The sequence below is a fragment of the Elstera cyanobacteriorum genome, assembly GCF_002251735.1.
GTDB classification, from domain to species: domain Bacteria; phylum Pseudomonadota; class Alphaproteobacteria; order Elsterales; family Elsteraceae; genus Elstera; species Elstera cyanobacteriorum.
The window spans coordinates 167,388-182,541 of the sequence record NZ_NOXS01000035.1; the positions used below are offsets into that span (position 1 = coordinate 167,388).

At 64.6% G+C, this 15,154-nt stretch carries 15 protein-coding genes and 1 riboswitch; of the genes, 3 read left to right on the plus strand and 12 right to left on the minus strand.

The genetic code is table 11. From position 1 onward, the window contains the following. Nucleotides 1-39 precede the first annotated feature (39 nt). The 3 genes from CHR90_RS17240 to CHR90_RS17250 are packed head-to-tail and all read left to right on the plus strand — an operon-like array spanning nt 40 to nt 3,300. Complete coding sequence (locus tag CHR90_RS17240; RefSeq protein WP_094410366.1) at nt 40-1,896, plus strand: ABC transporter permease; 1,857 nt, start codon at nt 40-42, stop codon at nt 1,894-1,896. Next, nucleotides 1,893-2,606: an ABC transporter ATP-binding protein gene (locus CHR90_RS17245; RefSeq protein WP_094410367.1), complete on the plus strand. Its 714-nt coding sequence runs from the start codon at nt 1,893-1,895 to the stop codon at nt 2,604-2,606. The genes CHR90_RS17240 and CHR90_RS17245 overlap by 4 nt, the downstream gene beginning before the upstream one ends. After that, complete coding sequence (locus CHR90_RS17250) at nt 2,593-3,300, plus strand: ABC transporter ATP-binding protein (RefSeq protein WP_094410368.1); 708 nt, start codon at nt 2,593-2,595, stop codon at nt 3,298-3,300. The genes CHR90_RS17245 and CHR90_RS17250 overlap by 14 nt, the downstream gene beginning before the upstream one ends. Nucleotides 3,301-3,310: 10 nt before the next feature. Here the strand turns inward: CHR90_RS17250 and CHR90_RS17255 are convergent, their stop codons facing one another. The 12 genes from CHR90_RS17255 to pal (CHR90_RS17310) all read right to left on the minus strand — a co-directional run bounded on the left by CHR90_RS17255 (nt 3,311) and on the right by pal (CHR90_RS17310) (nt 15,081). Further along, nucleotides 3,311-3,730, minus strand: a complete 420-nt coding sequence (locus CHR90_RS17255) for a rhodanese-like domain-containing protein (protein WP_094410369.1) — start codon at nt 3,728-3,730, stop codon at nt 3,311-3,313. An 11-nt stretch (nt 3,731-3,741) separates the two neighbouring features. Further along, nucleotides 3,742-4,944 carry an O-succinylhomoserine sulfhydrylase gene (metZ, locus tag CHR90_RS17260; protein WP_094410370.1) on the minus strand — a complete coding sequence of 401 codons (1,203 nt, stop codon included), beginning with the start codon at nt 4,942-4,944 and terminating at the stop codon, nt 3,742-3,744. A 60-nt stretch (nt 4,945-5,004) separates the two neighbouring features. After that, nucleotides 5,005-5,083: riboswitch (SAM riboswitch) on the minus strand. Nucleotides 5,084-5,124: 41 nt separating this feature from the next. Beyond that, nucleotides 5,125-5,940 (minus strand): bifunctional hydroxymethylpyrimidine kinase/phosphomethylpyrimidine kinase, encoded by an 816-nt coding sequence (gene thiD / locus CHR90_RS17265; RefSeq protein WP_094410371.1) that lies wholly within the window; start codon nt 5,938-5,940, stop codon nt 5,125-5,127. A 47-nt stretch (nt 5,941-5,987) separates the two neighbouring features. Beyond that, on the minus strand, nt 5,988-7,349 hold the full coding sequence (gene glmM / locus CHR90_RS17270) for a phosphoglucosamine mutase (protein WP_094410372.1): 1,362 nt from the start codon (nt 7,347-7,349) through the stop codon (nt 5,988-5,990). Between the two features lie 99 nt (nt 7,350-7,448). Next, nucleotides 7,449-8,360 (minus strand): dihydropteroate synthase, encoded by a 912-nt coding sequence (folP, locus tag CHR90_RS17275; RefSeq protein WP_094410373.1) that lies wholly within the window; start codon nt 8,358-8,360, stop codon nt 7,449-7,451. An 80-nt stretch (nt 8,361-8,440) separates the two neighbouring features. After that, a complete protein-coding gene (gene ftsH, locus CHR90_RS17280) occupies nt 8,441-10,381 on the minus strand; it encodes an ATP-dependent zinc metalloprotease FtsH (protein WP_094410696.1) in 1,941 nt (646 codons plus the stop codon). Nucleotides 10,382-10,472: 91 nt separating this feature from the next. Continuing rightward, nucleotides 10,473-11,786, minus strand: coding sequence for a tRNA lysidine(34) synthetase TilS (tilS, locus tag CHR90_RS17285; protein ID WP_094410374.1), 1,314 nt, complete (start codon nt 11,784-11,786; stop codon nt 10,473-10,475). Next, nucleotides 11,786-12,682: a tol-pal system protein YbgF gene (gene ybgF, locus CHR90_RS17290; RefSeq protein WP_094410375.1), complete on the minus strand. Its 897-nt coding sequence runs from the start codon at nt 12,680-12,682 to the stop codon at nt 11,786-11,788. Before ybgF ends, tilS begins: the two co-directional genes overlap by 1 nt. A gap of 95 nt (nt 12,683-12,777) precedes the next feature. Then, nucleotides 12,778-13,332, minus strand: a complete 555-nt coding sequence (pal, locus tag CHR90_RS17295) for a peptidoglycan-associated lipoprotein Pal (protein WP_094410376.1) — start codon at nt 13,330-13,332, stop codon at nt 12,778-12,780. 197 nt (nt 13,333-13,529) lie between these two features. Beyond that, entirely contained in the window at nt 13,530-14,087 is a 558-nt protein-coding gene (locus CHR90_RS19880; protein WP_308421761.1) for an OmpA family protein, read from the minus strand. Beyond that, the gene (gene pal / locus CHR90_RS17305; protein WP_094410378.1) at nt 14,003-14,509 is read right to left on the minus strand and encodes a peptidoglycan-associated lipoprotein Pal; all 507 of its coding nucleotides are present in this window, start codon (nt 14,507-14,509) and stop codon (nt 14,003-14,005) included. Before pal (CHR90_RS17305) ends, CHR90_RS19880 begins: the two co-directional genes overlap by 85 nt. A gap of 74 nt (nt 14,510-14,583) precedes the next feature. After that, nucleotides 14,584-15,081: a peptidoglycan-associated lipoprotein Pal gene (pal, locus tag CHR90_RS17310; protein WP_094410379.1), complete on the minus strand. Its 498-nt coding sequence runs from the start codon at nt 15,079-15,081 to the stop codon at nt 14,584-14,586. Between the last annotated feature and the right edge of the window lie 73 nt (nt 15,082-15,154).

Here is a 15,154-nt window from a genome sequence, read left to right on the forward strand (position 1 = left end):
CCGGGTGGGGGCAATGCCCCCAACGAGTAACGGACAGCGATGATCGAAACCCTGCAAACTCTGCTGTTTATCCTGCTGAATGGGCTGGTCAGCGGCGGAGTTTTGTTTCTGATTGCGGCGGGGCTGACGCTGATTTTCGGCGTCTGCCGCGTCGTCAATTTCGCCCATGGTAGCCTTGCCATGCTAGGGGCGTTCACAACCTACGCGCTGGTGCAGGTGGTCCCCTATCCGGTAGCGATCCTGGGGGCGGTGGCGCTGGTCGCCCTCTTGGGGGCGGGGGTTGAGCGGGTCATCATCCGCCCGCTCTATGCCGCACCGGATTTGCTGCAACTGCTGGCAACCTTTGGACTGGTGCTGATCCTGCAAGACGTGGCGCTGGCGGTTTGGGGGCCGGAAGATTTGATCGGCCCGCGCTGGCCCGGCCTTTCCGGCTCGGTCACGCTGCTCGGGCGGCGCTATCCGCTCTATAATCTTTTCCTGATCGGCATGGCCGCCCTGGTCGCCCTGGGGCTGCACGGACTGATGACGCGCAGTCGCTTTGGCATCTTGATCCGCGCCGCTACGCTGGATGCGCCAATGCTGGGGGCGCTGGGCGTCCGCGAAGATTTATTGCGCACCGGTGTCTTTGCCCTCGGCGCCGGGTTAGCCGCCCTCGGCGGTGCCCTGCTGCTGCCGCGCGACACGGCGACGCTGACGATGGATTTAACCCTGGTGGTCGATGCTTTCGTCGTTGTTGTGGTCGGCGGGCTGGGCAGCATCGGGGGCGCCTTTCGCGCGGCGCTGCTGATCGGGCTCGTGCAATCGGCGGCGCTGGTGATTTGGCCGAAGTCGAGCTTGGTGCTGCCGTTCCTCATCATGGCGCTCACCCTCTGGCTGCGGCCCCAGGGCCTTGGCGGTAAACCGCCGCCGCCGCCGGGACCGCCGCCGCTCGCCGACCGGGCGCCGCCGCTGCGGCCCTGGCCCCAAGCCTTGAAAACCGGGTTGGTCGCGCTCGTCACCCTCCTCACGGCAGCCCCCTTCTGGCTGGTCCTATTGCCCGGCGATTGGCGCGCTTATGGCCTGCTGCTGCTGACCGAAAGCCTGAGCCTCGGCCTATTCGCTCTCTCGCTGCACTGGCTGATCGGCATGGGCGGGCTGCTGACCTTCGGGCAAGCGGCCTTCTTCGGTCTCGGCGCCTATGGCGTGGCGCTCAGCCTGCCGCCGCTGCGGATGGGACTGCCGGAGGAAGCGGCCCTGCTGGCGGCGCTGCTGGCCGGGGCAGGTATTGGCGGCCTCGGCGGGCTGATGGTTGGGGCGCTGGCGACGCGGCTGTCGGGGGTTTCGCTGGCGATGGTCAGCCTCGCGGTCGCCCAGGGGATATGGTCGCTAGCAATCCAAGCGAAGGGGCTGACCGGCGGCGACGATGGCATCCTCGGCCTTAGCCCGAGGGGATTTTTCGCCGACCGGGGACATTTTTATCTGCTGGCCTTGGCGCTAACCCTGGCCGTGGCGCTATGGGTCCGGCGGCAGAGTTTTGCGCCCGGCGGTGCCTTCTTGCGGGCGATGCGCGATCATCCCGGACGGGCCGCCGCCGCTGGCCTATCGCTGACCGGGCTGAAGCTGCGCGCGTTTCTGCTGGCGGGCGCACTCGCCGGGCTGGCGGGCGGATTGACGGTGCTCACGCGCGGCACCGCGTTTCCGCAACTCGCCGCCCTGGGGCAATCGGTTGATGGGCTGGTGATGCTCGTGCTGGGCGGGCAGTTCTCGCTGCTCGGCGCGTTCGGCGGCGCGGCGCTGTTCCATACCCTGCACAGCGAATTGATCCGCGCGACGCCCTATTGGCGGGCGATCCTGGGCGCGGCCCTCCTAGCGCTGATCGGCGCCCGGCTGGTCTGGGCACGGAGGGAAGCGCGATGAAATGGGCGCTGGAAGCCGAGCGGATTTCCGCCAGTTGGGGCGCACGGGAAATCCTCGCCCCGCTGTGCCTGCGCCTTGCCCCGGGGGAGCGGTTGGCGGTGATCGGCCCGAATGGCGCTGGGAAATCCACCCTCTTCGCCCGCCTGTGCGGACAGGTTCCCGTCGCGGGCGGCACACTGCGCTATTTCGAGGCACCGATGGCTAAGCTCACACCCGCCCGGCTGGCCCGGCTCGGCGTTGGGCGGGCCTTTCAAGTCCCAGCATTGTTCGAGTCGATGCGGGTTGCCGAAGCCGTAACCACCGCCGCCCAGGCCGCCCGGCGCGGGGCCGATCCGGCGGCGGTCTTGACGCGGCTGGAGCTGACAGAGCGGGCGGAAACCCCGGCCCGGACCCTTGATCACGGCGACCGTAAACGGCTCGACCTCGCCCTTGCGCTCGCCACCGCGCCGCGCCTTTTGCTGCTCGACGAGCCGACGGCGGGGATGGCCAGCGGCGAGCGGGCCGCGCTCTACCGCCTCGTCTCAAACCTCGCGGCTGACGGGGTGGCTGTGCTGTTCACCGAACATGATATGGACGCGGTTTTCGCCCATGCGGATCGGATCGCCGTGCTGCACCAGGGCCGCCTGATCGCCGAGGGGCTGCCCGCCGCCATCCGCGCCAATCCAGAGGTGCAGGCGGCCTATCTCGGGGGTCTAAATGCTGACGCTTGACCGCCTCACCCTCGGTTACGGCGGCCAGCCGGTCTTGACCGATGTCTCCCTAAGCCTGCCTGACGGCGCCGCCCTGGCGCTGCTGGGCCGCAACGGTGCGGGAAAATCGACACTGATGAAGGCGATCATCGGCCTGATCCCCGTCCAGGCCGGACGCATTCTGTGGCGGGGAGAAGAGATCACCCGGTGGCCGCCCTTCCGCCGCGCCCGCGCCGGGATTGGCTACGTGCCGGAGGAGCGGCGGATTTTTGCCGATCTGACCGTTGCCGAAAATCTCGCGACCGGCCTGCGCCCGCCCGACCCAGCCTCCCCCCTGCCGCCCTGGGATATTCCGCGCGTCCTCGGCCTTTTTCCGGCGCTTGGTCGGTTGCTCGGCCAGCGCGGCGGCGCCATTAGCGGCGGCGAAGCGCAGATGCTGGCGATTGCCCGCAGCCTGCTGGGGCAACCCCGGCTGCTGCTGCTCGATGAACCGGCGGAGGGTCTCGCGCCGCTGATCGTGCAAGATATGGTCGAGGCAATCAAACTGATGAATGCTGCAGGGCTGACGCTGCTACTGTCCGAACAAATGCTCCCCGTCGCCCGCGCCTGTGCCTCCACCGCCCTACTGCTGGGCGGCGGCGCGGTTCAGGCAACGGGGGCAACTGAGACGTTGCTTGCCGATCAGGGGCTGACGGAGCGGTGGTTGGGGGTGTAGCCCCCTCCCCCTAGCTCTGTCGCCAGGGCAGCCCTTCCGCCTTCCACCCCGCAAGGCTGCCGCGATGGCGTTCGGGGTCCAGCGGGCCTTCAAAACCCCCAGCGATATTATAGCAGGGGCCGAAGCCCGCCGCCGTGAGGGCTTTGGCGGCGGCAAGGCTGCGCACGCCAGAGCGGCAGAGCAGATAGACGCTTTGGCCGGGCTTCAGCCCTTGGGCCTCCGCCTCCGCGATAAAGGCCGGGTTTTGACTGCCGTCTGGCCAGGTCTGCCAGGCGACCGTCAGCACCAATTTCCCCAGTGGCGCCACGTCGGGCAGGCCGACATAGGCCCATTCGGCGGGGGTGCGCACGTCGATCAGAATTGCAGCAGGATCGCCCTTCAGGGCCGCCCAGGTTTCTTGCGGCGATACATCGCCCGCGTAATCGCTCATCACGTCGCTCCTTAAGCGTGGGCCGCAGCGGCGGCGAGGCCGCGCGCGATATCGGCTTGCAGGTCTTTCACGCTTTCCAGCCCGACCGAGAGGCGCACCAGACCTTCCGTGATCCCCATTGCCGCCCGGTCTTCTTCCGGCATAGCGCGGTGGGTCGTCGTCATCGGGTGGGTAATGAGGGATTTAGCGTCGCCGAGGTTGTTCGAAATATCAATGACCTGCAACGCATCCATAAACGCCCAGGCCGCCTTACGCCCGCCCTTCAGTTCAATCGCCAGCAGCGTGCCGCCGCGCGTCATTTGGCGCTTCGCCAATTCATACTGCGGGTGGCTCTTGTGATGCGGGTAGAGCACCTGGGCGACGGCCTTATGACCGTAAAGCTGATCGGCCAAGACTTCCGAGGTGTCGCAGGAGCGGTCAACGCGCAGGGAGAGGGTTTCGAGGCCCTTCAGCAGCAACCAAGCGTTAAAGGGGCTGAGGGCCGGGCCGGTATGGCGCAGGAAGGGTTGCAGATCGTCGGTACAGAAGGCCGCCGCCCCCAGCACCGCGCCGCCGAGGCAACGGCCCTGACCGTCGATATGTTTGGTCGCCGAATAGGTAACGATATCCGCCCCAAGCTCCAGCGGCTTTTGCAGCAGCGGCGTCGCAAAGACGTTATCGATCACCAGCTTGGCGCCGACGCTATGGGCAAGATCGGCCACGGCCTTAATGTCGATCAGCGACAGGGTGGGATTGGCCGGGGTTTCCATAAAGAAAACCTTGGTATTCGGCTGGATCGCTGCTTCCCAGGCCGTCAGGTCCGCCCCATCCACGAGGGTCGCGGTCACGCCCCATTTCGGCAGAAGCTGGGTCAGGATCACATGGCAGGAGCCAAAGAGCGCGCGCCCGGCAACGATATGGTCGCCCGCCTTCACGCTGGCCGCCAGGGCGGCGAAGACCGCCGCCATGCCGCTGGCGGTGCCGTGGCAGGCTTCGGCCCCTTCCAGCAGGCGCAGGCGCTGTTCGAAGAGTTCAAGCGTCGGGTTGCGGTAGCGGGAATAGACGAAACCCGGATCATCGCCGGTAAAGCGCGCTTCAGCTTGCGCGGCGCTTTCATAGACGAAACCGGAGGTCATATAGATAGCCTCAGACGTTTCGCCGTAATTAGAGCGCGTTAGCGCCCCACGCACCAGCAACGTATCGAGATGATCCGGGGAATTCGAATAATCGCTCATCGCACCACTCCTGCCTTATTCGGCTCGATTAAAATTCGACCGGCAGGTGTTCGCGGGGGACAGCCCGAGCGCACGACCTTTTAGCGGGTTATTTAACGTGGCCGCAAGCCGGTCGGCTCAAATCACCACGATGGTTTTTAGCTCTATCCCTCAAAGGGGCGCGGCGTCAAGGGGGGTTCGTCAAAAACCCGGCAGGGTCGAAACCGTGATGCCGTGGTTGATCGGTCCGGTGCCGTGACCATAGCCCGGCGCCTCCTTAATCGCTGCCTGAAGATAGGCGCGGGCGCGCTCAACCGACTTATGCAGCGACAGGCCCTGCGCCAGACCGCAGGCGATCCCCGCCGAAAGGGTAGAGCCAATCCCCGCCATATGGCGCGATTCGATGCGCGGGGCGGCATATTGCGTCACGGCGCCCTCGTCGGTCGCCAGCAGATCAACCACCGGGTCAAGATCGTCATGGCCGCCCTTCAGCAGCACGGCGCGCGCCCCCAGGGTCAGCATCATCTGCGCGGCGTGGTGACGTTCCTCGTCGGTATGAATATCCATCCCCGCCAAAAGTTCGCCTTCGCGCAGGTTCGGGGTGATGATCGTGGTGCGCGGCAGCAGGCGGATTTTAAGATGGCGCATGCCTTCCTTATCCAGCAGCGACCGCCCGGTCTTGGTCACCGCCACGGGATCGAGCACAATGGGCGTATCCGGCGCCAGTTCCTCGATCACGTCGGAAATCGCATTGATCAGATCGGCATTATGCAGCATGCCGAGGTGGATGACATCCGCCCCAATATCCTGCAACGCAAGGCGCATTTGCCGCTGCACAAAGGCGGGCGGGATCGGGTGGATATCGACAACACCGTGCGTATCGCGCGCCGTCACCGCCGTTACCGCCGTCATGGCATAGCCGCCCAGCGCCAGGATGGTTTTTAGATCGGCCTGAATCCCCGTACAGCCACTGCTATCGGAGCCGGCCACCACCAAAACCCGTCCCTTGATCTGCATGCCGCTGCTCCTTGCGTCCCTCGAACCCAATCTGCCGCCCAACCAGCTTAGGCTTTCGCCAAAGCCGAGGCTACAACTGTAATGACACTATCCACCACATCGACGACGAGGGCGGGGTCTTCGCCCTCCGCCATCACCCGGATCAGCGGTTCCGTGCCCGACTTGCGAATCAGCAGGCGCCCAGCCCCCCCCAGGCGGGCTTCAGCGGCGGCAATCGCCGCCTGGACGGGATCGAGCGCCAACGGATCTTCCCCAGGAGCGTAGCGAATATTCTTTAAGATTTGGGGATAGGGCTTGAAGACCCGCGCCAATTCACTGGTTTTCCGCCCCGCCTCGACCAAGCACGCCAGCACTTGCAGGGCGGCGATCAGCCCATCGCCGGTGGTGGCGTAATCGGTCAGGATGAGGTGGCCCGACTGTTCGCCGCCGACATTGAACCCTTCGGCCCGCATCGCTTCCAGCACATAACGGTCACCAACCTTGGTACGGTGTAGCCCAAGGCCGAGGGACTGCACATGCTTCTCCAGCCCCATATTGGACATAACGGTCGCGGCGATACCGCCGCCGCGCAGCAGCCCGGCGCGCGCCCACGCGGTCGCAATAAGGGCCATGATCTGATCGCCGTCGATCACCTGCCCGGCTTCATCAACCACGATCAGCCGGTCAGCGTCACCATCGAGGGCAATGCCAATATGGGCGCCGTGGGCCACGGTCTGCGTCGCGAGATTGGCGACCGCCGTTGCCCCGCAGTCGCGGTTGATATTGGTGCCATCGGGAGAAACCGCGAGCGGAATAACCTCCGCCCCCAACTCGCGCAGCACGGTCGGCGCCACGCGGTAGGCGGCGCCATTGGCGCAGTCGATGGCAATCTTCAGCCCATCAAGCTGCAGGCCGCGCGGAAAGCTGGATTTAGCGAACTCGATATAGCGGCCGCCCGCGTCCTCAAGCCGCTTGGCCCGCCCGACCTTGCTCGAATCGACCAGCGGCGGCAGCGTCTCCGGCTCTAGGATCAGGCGAGTAATTTCCGCTTCGGCATCGTCAGACAGTTTAAAACCGTCCGGGCCGAACAGTTTGATGCCATTGTCTTCATAGGGATTATGGGACGCCGAGACCATAATGCCGACATCGGCCCGCATCGACCGGGTAAGCATAGCAATCGCCGGAGTTGGCAGCGGACCAACCAGCAAGACATCCATACCGCGCGCCAATAGGCCCGCCGTCAACGCCGCTTCAATCATATAGCCCGACAGCCGCGTGTCCTTGCCGATCACCGCCACGTGCCGCCGCGCCTGCCCGGATTGGAAATACGCGCCTGCCGCTTGGGCGACCTGCAACGCCATCGTCGCCGTCATCGGGTGGCTGTTCGCCCGCCCGCGAATCCCATCGGTTCCAAAAAGACTGCGCGTCATAAAACCCCGAGTATCAAAATTACCTATTCTCTATAGCAAATCCCAGGCCCGACGGACAGGCAAGAGACGGTTTTGCAGGGCAGAAAAAGCGGGTCGCGCTTAGGCGTGGATCGCAAACCAGACAGCGCGGGCCTGCGCCGTCTCCGCCACATCATGCACCCGCACAATCTGCACCCCGGCGCTGAAGGCGGAAATGGCGGCGGTCAGCGACCCTGCTAAGCGATCTTGCGGACCTTCGTTGGCCGACAGGGCCGAAATAAACCGCTTGCGCGATGCCCCCAGCAGCACGGCGCAGCCAAGACCGTGCAGCAATGGCAAATGGCGCAGAAGCTGGACATTATGATCGGCGGTTTTGCCGAAGCCGATACCCGGATCGACGCAAAGGCGTGTGCGCGGAATGCCTGCCGCCTCCAGTGCCGTAATCCGCTGCCCAAGGTAGCGGTACACCTCCGCCACCACATCGGCATAAACGGGATTATCCTGCATGGTGCGTGGATCGCTGCCGCGCATGTGCATCAGAATAACCGGCGCACTGCTGCGCGCCGCCACCTGAACCGCCGCCGGATCGCCCGTCAGCGCGGTAATATCATTGAGGATCGCTGCCCCAGCGTCCAGCGCCGCCGCCATGACCGCCGCGTGGCGCGTATCGATGGAGATCAGCAGGCCGCGATTAGCCAGCTCGCGCACCACAGGGATGGTACGGCGGATTTCTTCCTGCGGGTCGAGGGGCGCCGCGCCAGGGCGGGTTGATTCACCGCCAATATCCAAAATCTCGGCCCCCGCTTCGGCCAAGCGCAGCCCGTGGGCAATCGCCGCCTCCGCACTATCATGGGCGCCGCCATCGAAAAAACTATCGGGCGTAACGTTAATGATCCCCATGATCGCCGTTTGCCGTTCGCCCAAACCGCCCGGCAAAAAGGAAATCCGCTGCGCAAAACCATTCACCCGCCGCGCCAAGGATGAGGCAGACGGCGGGTGATTAGCATCAGGGTACGGCAGAATTTCTGCCATCGACCGCCACCCCCCGCGCAGCCGGGGCCGCGTGGGGGTGGGGTCACAGAGGAGCGGATGATAGAGGCTATCCGACAAAACTAGGCACTGCCGCCCGGCTGCGGATTGAGGTCGCCACTGCTCGGAACGCCCGACGGACGGCGACCCGGCACAGCGTTCCCCGTGGGGCCAGACGGGTTGACCGGATTGGCCGGCGTATCATCGCTATCCCGGCTGATATCGTCACCCCGCATCAGGGCGCGCACTTCATCACCAGAGATGGTTTCATATTCCAGCAAAGCCTTGGCCACCCGATGCAGCGCATCCATGTGGGTCACCAGAATATTCTTCGCCTTCTCTTCCGACTCGTCGATGATCCGGCGGATTTCTTCATCAATGATCTTGGCCGTCGCGTCGGAGATATTCTTGCGCTGGGTCACGGAATGACCGAGGAAAACCTCTTCCTCATTCTCGCTATAGCGCAGACGCCCAAGCTTTTCGCTCATCCCCCATTCGGTCACCATGCGGCGCGCGAGGGAAGTGGCGCGGTGAATATCGTTCGACGCGCCCGTCGTCACATTCTCCGGCCCAAAGATCAGCTCTTCCGCCATGCGCCCGCCGAACAGCGAGGTGATCAGGGCTTCAAGCTCCAGCTTCGACTGGCTGTATTTATCGCGCTCCGGCAGGAACATCGTCACGCCCAAGGCGCGACCGCGCGGGATGATCGTAACCTTGTGCACAGGATCGTGACCAGGGATTTCCACCATCACCAGCGCATGCCCGGCTTCGTGATAGGCGGTCAGTTCCTTTTCCTTGTCGGTCATGACCATCGAGCGGCGCTCCGCCCCCATCATGACCTTATCCTTCGCTTCCTCGAATTCCTTCATGCTGACGACGCGGCGGTTGCGGCGGGCGGCCAGCAGGGCGGCTTCGTTGACAAGGTTAGCGAGATCGGCCCCGGAGAAGCCGGGCGTGCCACGCGCAATGACACGCGGGTCAACGTCCGCCGCCAGCGGCACCTTGCGCATATGGACTTTCAGGATCTGCTCGCGGCCATTGATGTCCGGGTTCGGCACGACGACCTGACGGTCAAAGCGGCCCGGGCGCAGCAGTGCGGGATCGAGCACATCGGGCCGGTTGGTCGCGGCGATCAGGATCACGCCTTCGTTCGCCTCGAACCCGTCCATTTCGACGAGAAGCTGATTGAGCGTCTGTTCGCGTTCATCGTTCCCGCCGCCCAGGCCCGCGCCACGATGGCGGCCCACGGCGTCGATTTCGTCGATAAAGATAATGCAGGGGGCGTTCTTCTTGCCTTGTTCGAACATATCGCGCACGCGGCTGGCGCCGACGCCGACGAACATTTCAACAAAGTCCGACCCAGAGATGGTGAAGAACGGCACATTCGCTTCACCCGCAATCGCGCGCGCCAGCAGCGTCTTACCCGTACCCGGCGGGCCGACCAGCAGCACGCCCTTCGGAATTTTACCGCCCAAGCGCTGGAACTTCTGCGGATCGCGCAGGAATTCAACGATTTCGTTCAGCTCTTGCTTAGCTTCATCGATCCCCGCAACGTCATCGAACGTCACGCGGCCAACCTTTTCGGTCAGCAGGCGCGCGCGCGACTTGCCAAAGCCCATCGCCTTGCCGCCGCCCGACTGCATCTGACGCATGAAGAAAATCCACACGCCGATGAACAGCAGCATCGGGAACCAGGAAATCAGAATGCTGAGGATGCCGGTGGGGCCGTCATCGACCGGGGCGGCAATGATGCGGACGTTCTGCTTAACCAGCCGATCAACAAGACCGGGGTCTTGCGGGGCATAGGTGGTGAAGCTGCGGTTATCGGTCAGCCGTCCCGAAATCGTCGGGCCTTGGATCGTTACTTCCGTAACGCGCCCCTGCTGAACTTCCGCCAGAAAATCGGAGAAGGCAATCTGCGATTGGCCGGACCGTGTGGACGGACTCTGGAACAGATTGAACAGCGCCACCAGCAACACGGCGATGATCGCCCAGAGCGCTAGATTTTTCCCGATATTATTCACGAGGGTCCACCCTTTCCGCACCAGTCCGGCTATTGTGACCCGAACCGGATCGCTTTCCTTATCAGTGACATGCCCCCGTTCCGGCGCCGCGTCAACTCCCCCGCTCGCCTTCGGCGGTCAAGGGGCGGCGCGGGGCGGCCAGCAGCCGGGGGGCATCTCCTGGCATTTCTGACAAGTGGGGCACCAGAGCAGGCCCGTCAAGACGTTGAAACACGGTGATTCCGGCGAGAATTGCCGCAGGGGCGCGGGCTAGATCGGCTGCCAATCGTGTTTCGGGGCGGCGGAAGCCCGGCGTGCGGCGCAACCTTGCCCCTCGTTCGGCGCCCAGGGCGGCGATCTGCCAGCCTTCCGAAGGGGCAATCGCGCGAAACCGCCCGTCCCACCGGGACGAAACCTGGCCTGACGGCAAATCCAGCGCCGGGGCCTGTACCGCCGCCTCCCGCCCCACCCAGACCGTGCCGCGCCGGGGGAGCCAGAGGAGGCCGCCGAGCGTCAACACCTCCCCCTCCCGCAACCGCGTGGCCAACCCCGCCAGAGCCTCGCCGCGCGGCGGATAATCCGATCCGCCCGCAAAGGCGGCCAGCCGCCCGAGCGCCGCCCGCAGGGTTTCCGGGTCGGCGCCGGTCAATGCCGCTATCGGAAAATGGATCAGGCCGGGCGGCAGGACCGTAACGGCACGGGTAAGCCAGCGATCCGCCGCCCGGTCCGCCGCCGCGCGAACGACGGCCATTCGGTCCGCCGTTTCCGCCAGCCGCACCGGGGGGAATAAATCCGCCGCCGCCGCCATCGCCTGCCGCAGCCGAACGCGGGTAAAATCGGTTTTGGCATTGCTGGGATCGTCAAGCGGCACCAACCCCGCCGCGCGGCATTCCGCCAAAAGCGTGGCTTTCGGCACCGCCAACAAAGGCCGCAGCAGCCGGACCCCAGCTTGATAGTGCCCCGGCGCCATACCGCTTAACCCGCTGGGGCCAGAACCCCGGTGCAGGCGCAGCAGCAGCGTTTCCGCCTGATCGTCGCGGTGATGGCCGAGCAGCAGGTGCAGAATCTCCGCCTCCGCACACGCCGCCGCCAAGGCTTGATAGCGCGCAGCGCGCGCGGCGGCTTGCACCCCACCCGTCCCATCCGGCGGGGTTGGTAGGGTCAACACCTGATGGGCGATCCCGCGTGCCGCCGCCCAAGCCGCTACCTGCCGGGCCTCCGCTGCCGCTTCGGGCCGCAAGCGGTGATCGACGGTCAACGCCAGCACCGACCCGCCGCGCGCCCGCGCCCAATCCGCCGCCAAAAGCAGAAGGGCGAGGCTATCCGCCCCGCCCGATACAGCAACCGCAATCCGGGGCGCCCGTTCGAACGGCCCCAGCCGGTCCATCGCCCCCGCGAAGACGGCGGCTAAAGAAGAGATCGCCATTAGGCGCCGCAGTTGTTCCGCGCCCGCTCTTCCTGCACTCGGCGCTTCAAAAAGGCCGAGGCTTGCGGATATTCGGTGTTGAACCGGCTGAAGGAGGCGCAGGCTTCCTTGGTTTTATTGATATGAGCCAGGGACAGGCCGAGTTTCAGCAGATTATCCGGGGCTTTATTATTCTTCGGGTACTTCTGGTACCCCTGGAAGAATTGTGCCGCCGCTTCCTGATAATTGCCGCGCACATAAAAGGTTTCACCGAGCCAATATTGCGCGTTCCCGGCCAGATCATCGGTGCCATAGGTGCCGAGGAAATTCTTAAACGCCGTTTCCGCCGCCGGGTAATCTTGCTTCTGAATGAGGGCAAAAGCCTGCTCATAGGCTTCTTTGGCATTCCCAGCTTTAGGAGCCGCCGGGGCCGGGGCGGCAGGCGCCGCAGCAACCGCGCCGGGGGCCGGTTTTGCCACCGGTTGCGCTTGACCGGGTTGCAACGATACGGGGGCATTGGCCGTCGTGGCGGGCACCGTGCCAAGATCGCGCGGCGGGGCACCGGGGGCGACCGCAGGGGCCGGGGCAGGCGTGGCGGCAGCGGGCTTCGGCGCCTCGGCGGTCGGGGCCGCGCCTCCGGCCTCCTTCGCCTTTTCAAGCTCTGACAGGCGGAAATCCGTATCGCTGGCCTGCCGATCCTGGCGCTGCTTCAGTTGCGTGACGGTAGCCGAAAGATCTTCGATCTGGCCGGTCAATTGGCGGATCTGCGCCTCCAGTTCCGAAATCCGCACGGTCAATTGCGCAGTGATCGGCACATCGCCCGCCGGTTGCTGGGCCGAGGCCGGAACGGCCAGCGCCAGCGCGCCCATCAGCGCGAGCGGGGCGAGGGAGGGAATGCGGCGCGAAAATCCAACCATAGGAACAGCCCTTTTGCGTCTAGCCTTGCGCCGAGTTTACCCCGGCTTTTGGGCAAAACGAAGACGGGGCGGCAGGACGCCGCCCCGTACTGCGATTAGCGCGGCACCGAGACGGCGCGGCGGTTCTTCGCCCACACGGCTTCGCCGCGACCGGTCGCCGCCGGACGTTCCTTACCGTAGGACACGACCTGCAAACGGCTGCCCTGAATACCGAGCGACGCCAGGAACTCGCGCACCGACTGACCACGACGGTCGCCGAGCGCCAAGTTGTACTCGCGGGTGCCGCGTTCGTCGGCATGGCCTTCGATGACGAAGTTCACCAGCGGGTACTTCTGCAAGAACGCCGCCTGCTGACGCAGGGTGTTCTGCGCGTCGGCCGAAACGGTGTATTGGTCGAGGCCGAAGTAAATGCGGTCGGTGCCCGAGGCGCCGAAGGTGCGCTGCCATTCCGACTGCGCTTGCGCCAACTGCTGGTCGCGGTTGCCCGAGACACCGCCGAGGGTGCTGGAGGAAACCCCACCCGCACCACCAGCCCCGCCGGTGCCGCCGGCACCCGCATCGCCGGTGGCCGGGCCACCGCTACCGTTCTGGTCAGAGCACGCCGCGATAAACAGAACCGCTGCAAGCGGCAGAGCAAATTTCGAGATCATGAGGGATCATCCATCACGGAAAGAAGAAAAGGGTTTCAGCCAGCTGATCGCCCAGCCTTGCGCGGGCGACGGGATAAGCTTTCATTCAACACAATGGCGAGATTGGGACAAGCCCAATCCATGTGGGGATTTTTAGTCGCATGTGGCCCTTCTGCACCACTGCAAAAACCGAATCACCCCCATGCGTCTTCAAAATGTTACGGGGCGTTCTTCACCAAAAGCGATACAGCGCGGCGGTTTTGGCTCCACGCCTCTTCGTCAGAGTGTGATACAGCGGGTCGCTCTTTTCCGTAGGAGACGATTCTCACGTGGTCAGGGGCCACGCCAAGCGCGATAAGATAGTCCCGCACCGCCGCCGCCCGCCGTAGCCCAAGAGCAAGATTATACTCCCGCGTGCCGCGCTCATCGGCATGGCCTTCGATAACAATGTCTGGCCGATCCCCTCGACACGCGATAACGCCAGCCTGCTCGCGCAGGGCATTTTGGGCGCTGCGCGTCAGAGTGCTGCTATCAACAGCAAAGTATACTGAACTAGGGAAATAACTATAGCATGGCATAGGCCGAACCCCACCGTATGCCGATGAGGGTGGCTTCCGCGAAACCTGCTGCTCAGGTGATACGGTACAACCGCCGATGCAGAGGACGAGCAGGGCAAGGCTCCCAAGCCTGATCATCGCGGATACCCTGGCAAGATGTTCTTGGGCACCGAGGCGTCTAGGATGAACAGCGAGACGGCCCGGCGATTTTGCCGCCATATCGCATCCCCGCTCCCTAAAGCGGCAGGCCGCTCCTTCCCATAGGAAACAAGGCTTAATCGTCCCGCCCCAACACCGAGGGCAATCAGGTAGGTCTGTACGGCCTCTGCCCGCCGCTGCCCAAGCGCAAGATTGTATTCTCGGGTTCCCCGCTCATCGGCATGACCTTCGATCTGCACCTTGATCGACGGGTAGAACGCGAGAAAACGGGCTTGGCGCTCCAAGGTGCGTCGAGCCTCCTCCGACAGGTCGGACTGGTCCGTCGCAAAGAACACGCGATCCCCTGGACCATGATTATATTCCTCCGTCGCCTGCCCACGCTGGGGCTGCACCGGCGGTTCTCGATGGATTAACTCATCTCCTGCCTCCGGTGTGCAGGCACTCGCCAACAGGCACAGAACCACAAGCAGTGCAGACCGCATCTCATCCCCCCAAACAGCAAAACGCCGCACTGTTGCCAGTGCGGCGTTGCCATCCAGCCCCAAGGGGCGTTGGATTACTGAACGGCCGGGACCGAAACCGAACGACGGTTCTGGCTCCAAGCGGCTTCGTTCGAGCCGAGGACCGCCGGGCGTTCCTTACCGTAGGACACGGTGGTCAGACGGGCAGCCGGGACGCCGAGGGCGACCAGGTAGTCCTTCGCGGCGTTGGCGCGGCGTTCGCCGAGCGCCAGGTTGTATTCGCGGGTGCCGCGTTCGTCGGCATGACCTTCGACGGTCAGACGGACCGAAGCATACTGCTTCAGCCAAGCGGCCTGACGTTCCAGGGTGCGACGCGCATCGGCCGACAGGTCGAACTTGTCGTACGCGAAGAAGACGCGATCACCAACGTTGACGCGGAAGTCTTCGGCCGAACCCGGACGGATGCCGGTAGCAGCCGGAGGCGTGGTGGTGTTAGTGGTCGGCGTAACAGCCGAGCCGCTGGTCGGCTTGGTATCTTCGCAAGCGGCCAGCAGGAGGGCGGCGGCAGCGACGGGGAGGAGAGCGAAACGCATTTTGTGACCCCTCAGCTCTGAAGGCTGTAGTTGAGTGACGCGAGGGAAAATTCCCTCATCTTCTCCCCTTTGA

What these genes read in the sequence shown, in the direction of transcription:
- metZ (WP_094410370.1), bottom strand. Translation starts at nt 4,944, where the DNA reads ATGAGCGATTATTCGAATTCCCCGGATCATCTCGATACGTTGCTGGTG.
- CHR90_RS19880 (WP_308421761.1), bottom strand. Translation starts at nt 14,087, where the DNA reads ATGGCGGCAAAATCGCCGGGCCGTCTCGCTGTTCATCCTAGACGCCTC.
- pal (WP_094410376.1), bottom strand. Translation starts at nt 13,332, where the DNA reads ATGATCTCGAAATTTGCTCTGCCGCTTGCAGCGGTTCTGTTTATCGCG.
- CHR90_RS17250 (WP_094410368.1), top strand. Translation starts at nt 2,593, where the DNA reads ATGCTGACGCTTGACCGCCTCACCCTCGGTTACGGCGGCCAGCCGGTC.
- glmM (WP_094410372.1), bottom strand. Translation starts at nt 7,349, where the DNA reads ATGACGCGCAGTCTTTTTGGAACCGATGGGATTCGCGGGCGGGCGAAC.
- CHR90_RS17245 (WP_094410367.1), top strand. Translation starts at nt 1,893, where the DNA reads ATGAAATGGGCGCTGGAAGCCGAGCGGATTTCCGCCAGTTGGGGCGCA.
- pal (WP_094410378.1), bottom strand. Translation starts at nt 14,509, where the DNA reads ATGCGGTCTGCACTGCTTGTGGTTCTGTGCCTGTTGGCGAGTGCCTGC.
- folP (WP_094410373.1), bottom strand. Translation starts at nt 8,360, where the DNA reads ATGGCAGAAATTCTGCCGTACCCTGATGCTAATCACCCGCCGTCTGCC.
- tilS (WP_094410374.1), bottom strand. Translation starts at nt 11,786, where the DNA reads ATGGCGATCTCTTCTTTAGCCGCCGTCTTCGCGGGGGCGATGGACCGG.
- CHR90_RS17240 (WP_094410366.1), top strand. Translation starts at nt 40, where the DNA reads ATGATCGAAACCCTGCAAACTCTGCTGTTTATCCTGCTGAATGGGCTG.
- thiD (WP_094410371.1), bottom strand. Translation starts at nt 5,940, where the DNA reads ATGCAGATCAAGGGACGGGTTTTGGTGGTGGCCGGCTCCGATAGCAGT.
- CHR90_RS17255 (WP_094410369.1), bottom strand. Translation starts at nt 3,730, where the DNA reads ATGAGCGATTACGCGGGCGATGTATCGCCGCAAGAAACCTGGGCGGCC.
- ybgF (WP_094410375.1), bottom strand. Translation starts at nt 12,682, where the DNA reads ATGGTTGGATTTTCGCGCCGCATTCCCTCCCTCGCCCCGCTCGCGCTG.
- pal (WP_094410379.1), bottom strand. Translation starts at nt 15,081, where the DNA reads ATGCGTTTCGCTCTCCTCCCCGTCGCTGCCGCCGCCCTCCTGCTGGCC.